Genomic DNA, 4924 nt, shown 5'->3' with positions numbered 1-4924 from the left:
TTTTTGATTTTATAAAAGATTTTACTAAGCCGATTGAAAGAGCAGACCGAGTACATATTGATTATGTACCAACGCAAATAGTCACTGAATACTTTAGACATATTTTATCAAAAAAAGAATCAATGAAAGTTGACGGGGTAATATATCCAAGTTCAAAAAATAAAAGACATAAAGCAGTTGTTATCTTTGCTGATAATGAGCAATGTGTAGAGAAAGATGTGACGTCGAGGCATATAGAGGGGCTTTTATATCTTGATAGCGTTGAAAAAGTAGACCTTACGCCTTTTAATACTATTTAACTGTAGAGTTTAATAAATTTAAGTAACTACAGCTTACAGTAGTAATGTGATTGTATTAAATGAAGTAATAATATGTACTAGCTCAAATTTAGACTGACAGTCACCGATTTAAAAACGGGTGGCTGTCAGATTTTGCCTGAACTAATACAAATAGTACGCTCAGTTAATCACCTTTCACCGTAATTTTTGGCCGCATCTATTAGAGGTTGCCAATTCTTATTTTCAACCCAAACAAAAGCACAGGTGCCGTTACTTCTTTTTGCCCATAAATCGCCAATTCGTTTTTTCTCAATACTATCTCGGTTGCCACTATCTATAGAACGATCTTGACCTTTGTATTCGATAGCTAAGATTATTCCGCTAGTAAGTTTTACTAAGAAATCAGGATAAAATTTGTCAGAAGCTGTTTGTAACCAAAATGATGTTGGCTTTTTCTCCACATTGCGTAACCACCATTCAACACCTTTCATTTGATGAGCGATATACTCCGCGCATTCAAACTCTTCGCCAGTACTTTTTAAATTACCAATGACTGGGAAAAAGTGTTTTTTCAAGTGAATGAACCCAGTGTAAACACTGTCATAACCATATCTACCTTGCTCTAAAATGATGGCATGTTCATCTCTAACTTCAAAAATATTTTCATCTAAAAATAAATTATCAAATACACGCTGCTTCGCCTCCACAAGCCCTGCAGCCATTTTTCTCTGTAAAACACCACGTAAACGAAACTTTCGATATGCTAGCTCATCAAGGGAAAAGCCTTTATCATCCATTAAGTAGCTAACTGCTGCATTTAACCATGCAACTTTTACATCACGCTCAGAATATGGGAAATGTAAATTTTTATCCAACCAATATATAAGATCAGTCACGAGCCAACCTTGCTCTTTATCAAACAGTGCAAGTTGGCTATCTATTCGCTCGTAAACATCGCATTCAATTTTTTCTAATTGGGTAATAGTTAGTGAGGCACGGCTCATAGTTTCTATATCTGGAGAAAACTCTGAATCCTTTAGTTTGTAGTCAAAGTCTGAAATTTCCCAGTCGGCATCAAGCAAAGGTGTTTCATCGAAAACATCAAAAAAACTTCTCTGTTTGTAACCAAGTAACGGAATTACAACCGATAAACCTTTTTCTGCTGGAGTTAATTCTCTTGCGATTGGAGCAGATTGAATAGCAAGGGCAGTATTTAGTTTATCCTTTACTTCTTTAGCAGCTTCTGGAAGTTTAAACGTGCTTGATATCTGCTGTAATTGCTTTGTTGTAACACCATTTTTAACCGTCAATGTCCCCGTTTCAGGTGATACTTCAATTTTGTCTCTAATTTTTTTTGGCAGTGCAGCGATAGCACCTTCATCTGGAAGCGACATAACATTGTTATACTCAGGGAGTGGTATAATCAAATCAGTTGATGAAGAAAATAAATCTTGTTGAGCTTCATCATTATCACGGGTTACGATTAAGTCATTTGCTTCTAGGCGCTCGAAACCACTTTGTACTAAACCATCCTTTAAACTTTGTACTGTACTAGCCAGCTTGTCCGAAACTACGTAAGCATAACTTCTATTTAGTGCTTCACGTTGTTTGCGGGTAACATTTGGCATACGTAGCACACGCCCAAGAACTTGTTCTACGGCAGTTGCAGAAGTAGTGTTGCGAAACGAGAATAAAACGTAAGCGTTAGGACAGTCCCAGCCCTCACGTAACTTATCTACGGTAATAATAAATTGGGGATAATCAGGTGCACCTAATTTCTTACCACCGAGTTCATCAATAGCTCCTGTTGCAATAGCAATTGTTTCCGGCAAAATATTAAAATCATTAATTAGATGCTGTTTTACTTTTTCTGGAGTAAATGTCTCTTTGTCTTTTGCTATTCTCTCTGCTTGAATTAGCATAACGACAGGGTAAATAACTTCTCCAGTCAATTGTTTTTCTTGAATAGCTTCATTTTCCAAGTGTCGTAGCCTTGCAATCGCTTCTGCAAGAGAGGTCCGCCATTCAGGGTGCATAGCTAACTCTAATGGCAGCTTGAGCATATCCTCAGCTTGTAAAGTTGCCGCTGATACGCTTCGTAAAACATTTGAAGGTTGACATGCTCTATCCGGCGTTGCTGTTAATTCTAAAATACAGCTCGGGCTAAAGCGTTTTAGTGTATCTACCGCTAGCTGAGTTCCTTGGTTATGGGCTTCATCTACGATCACATAAGGACGCCTCGATCGAATCACATCGATCAATGATTGCTCACCTTTTTGCTTAGCACTCATGCCTTCAAAATTGGACATGATTGAACCGTTTTGACGGTACACTCTTAAGCCATCTTCGGTATCTCGCTTGAAGCTTTGCATCGTTGCAACAATGATTGTATTCCCTGTATTGAGTGTTGCTGGCTGTATATTCAAGGCTTCGTCAATATCCAATACATTTACTGCACCAAATAAATCGCGCATATCTTGGTAAAGTAATTCGTTTTTATTCTTTAGATTATACAAGGTTTGTTCGCGTATGGGATCAGAGGGTACTAACCAGAGCACCAATGAATGTTCAGTAGCCAAAAAAGCATCGTTAACACATTTTATTGATTGGCCTGCAATGCGAGTTTTCCCACCACCAGTTGGTACTCGAAGGCAGATATATGGAATCTGCTCTAACCCATCTATAGGATAGTAAGGTTGAGCGACACCAAGAGCACTCTTTTTAGTCGATTCTGCAAATGCCGCCGCAGTATCCTTTAATTCACGGCAGCGTGATAAGTAGCTCGAAAAAACATCTAGTAGATTCTCTTGATAGTTTTTAAGTGATTTATTATTTAGAACCATGTCTTCACCGCCAGTTCGTATGGTAGTTGATGGAAAGTAATGCCGAGTTTAACAAGTTTTGTTTTATCGAAGCGGGTGCGTGCGCCATAGATCACTTTAGGCCCAGTAAAGTTTGGTAGAGCGGCATTTAACACCTCGAGGCTACGGTTATTAAGCACATTGCCGCCTACATCTGTTTTATCGCCAAGAATACCGTTATAAAGTAAGAATATAGCTCTACCTTTGTATTGAGCTAAGTATGGCGTAGTATGTTTCTGCTTTGCATCTAAGTTAGACGCATTGAGCCCAGTCCCTGTTTCCATAAACCACACAAATTCAGCTAATTGCTCAAAGCTAACATTTGGACAAATGGGACCATCTGCTTTGAATAGAGGTTCAGAGGATAATTTATTGAATTGAAATCCAGAAGTTAAACCCTTTACTGTAGCCCCTTTGCTTGTTTTATGCCCGTCAATTACCTTGCTTACTCGCTCTCTTGTAATTGTTTGTGCAATATTTTCATCCATTTCTATTAAGATGAACTTACGTGAGCCACCATCAATTTTATTTTGTTTTAAAGTAGCCTCAGCAGTAGAACCAGAACCAGCAAAACTATCTAAGACTAATAGCTCTTTATCAGGGTGAATTGAAATCAAATAGCTTATTAAATCTACTGGTTTGGGAAATGAGAACTCAAATCCCATCTCCTTCAGTTTAGCTGATTGTGACTGTGTGCTACCAACTCCGCTTATAACACTAATAACATGGCTTGCATTCTCTCGTTCTTTTATTGACTCTATAGCGCCAGTACTTGTTAATAAGAATCGAGTTTTTTGACCTTTTGTATCAATAACAGGTGTAAACCCACATTCAATAAATTTCAATAAAAGGTTTTTTGAACTCCAGCCACTTTCGGCTAAAATCGAATCGACCAATGTTCCATTTTTAACTTTTATAGATGAGTTATACTTTGGCCAGTTTGACTTTACTTCTATTTCCCCTTCATCAAAATCGGCAGGAAACCCTGCTGGTAATACAACCTTGCTTATAGGGTTTTTAGGACCATTTTTAATTATAGTGTTTCTAATTAACTTATTATATAACTTGCTACTTTCTTCAACCGAAGGGTCAATAACTTGAGGATGGGGTAGTTTGGCGATACTTTTTGCATAACAAAGTACGTACTCATGGCAGACCTTAACTTTGGCTTGATTATCAAAGTTTCCATCGGTACGCCAAACAAATGAAGCAACTCTATTTTTTGCGCCAAAAATTTCATCAAGAAGTATTATTAAGTGATGAACCTCGTCATCCGCTATAGAAACAAAAATCATTCCTTCTTCATGTAAAAATTGTCTTAGTAATAATAGTCGTGGATACATCATACATAGCCAACGATCGTGGCGATCTAAAGTGTCACCTTCTTTACCTACTACTTCACCCAACCATTTTTGGATTTCGGGACTGTTGACGTTGTCATTGTAGACCCAGCTCTCATTACCGGTATTATAAGGTGGGTCAATATAAATGCACTTTACTTCCCCAGCATAACGCGGTAGCAAGGCTTTAAGGGCATGTAAATTATCTCCCTGTACAATAAGATTTCCACTGCTAGAGTTACCACATGACAATTCTTTTACTGGTTCTAATAAGCGAAAAGGCACTTCTTTATGATGTTTTTCAACGGCAGATTTGCCAATCCAATTTAGTGTAGGCACTTGTCATGACTCCCTTTTAATTTTATATATCTGCATAAATAATAATCTCATTTTTATTGTAAACCTGCATTAACTTAGGTTTATTCCATTGTCTTTTTACTCAAAT

3 protein-coding genes are annotated in these 4924 nt (G+C 37.6%); 1 reads left to right on the top strand and 2 read right to left on the bottom strand.

Features of this window, described 5'->3' with window-relative positions:
* The coding region (locus GQR46_RS15970; RefSeq protein WP_165741461.1) for an RES domain-containing protein at positions 1-299 on the top strand (299 nt) is incomplete at its 5' end.
* A gap of 167 nt (positions 300-466) precedes the next feature.
* Here the strand turns inward: GQR46_RS15970 and GQR46_RS15965 are convergent.
* Together GQR46_RS15965 and GQR46_RS15960 are read right to left on the bottom strand one after the other, a co-directional pair.
* The gene (locus GQR46_RS15965) at positions 467-3121 is read right to left on the bottom strand and encodes a DEAD/DEAH box helicase family protein (RefSeq protein ID WP_165741459.1); all 2655 of its coding nucleotides are present in this window, start codon (positions 3119-3121) and stop codon (positions 467-469) included.
* On the bottom strand, positions 3112-4818 hold the full coding sequence (locus GQR46_RS15960) for a site-specific DNA-methyltransferase (RefSeq protein ID WP_165741457.1): 1707 nt from the start codon (positions 4816-4818) through the stop codon (positions 3112-3114). The genes GQR46_RS15965 and GQR46_RS15960 overlap by 10 nt, the downstream gene beginning before the upstream one ends.
* Positions 4819-4924 lie beyond the last annotated feature (106 nt).

The sequence above is a fragment of the Pseudoalteromonas sp. Z1A6 genome (assembly GCF_011378745.1).
GTDB lineage: Bacteria > Pseudomonadota > Gammaproteobacteria > Enterobacterales > Alteromonadaceae > Pseudoalteromonas > Pseudoalteromonas arctica.
This window is presented reverse-complemented; position numbering and strand designations above follow the sequence as displayed.

Excerpts from the sequence above, each read along its gene's own strand:
- GQR46_RS15965 (WP_165741459.1), bottom strand. The coding sequence starts at position 3,121 with ATGGTTCTAAATAATAAATCACTTAAAAACTATCAAGAGAATCTACTA.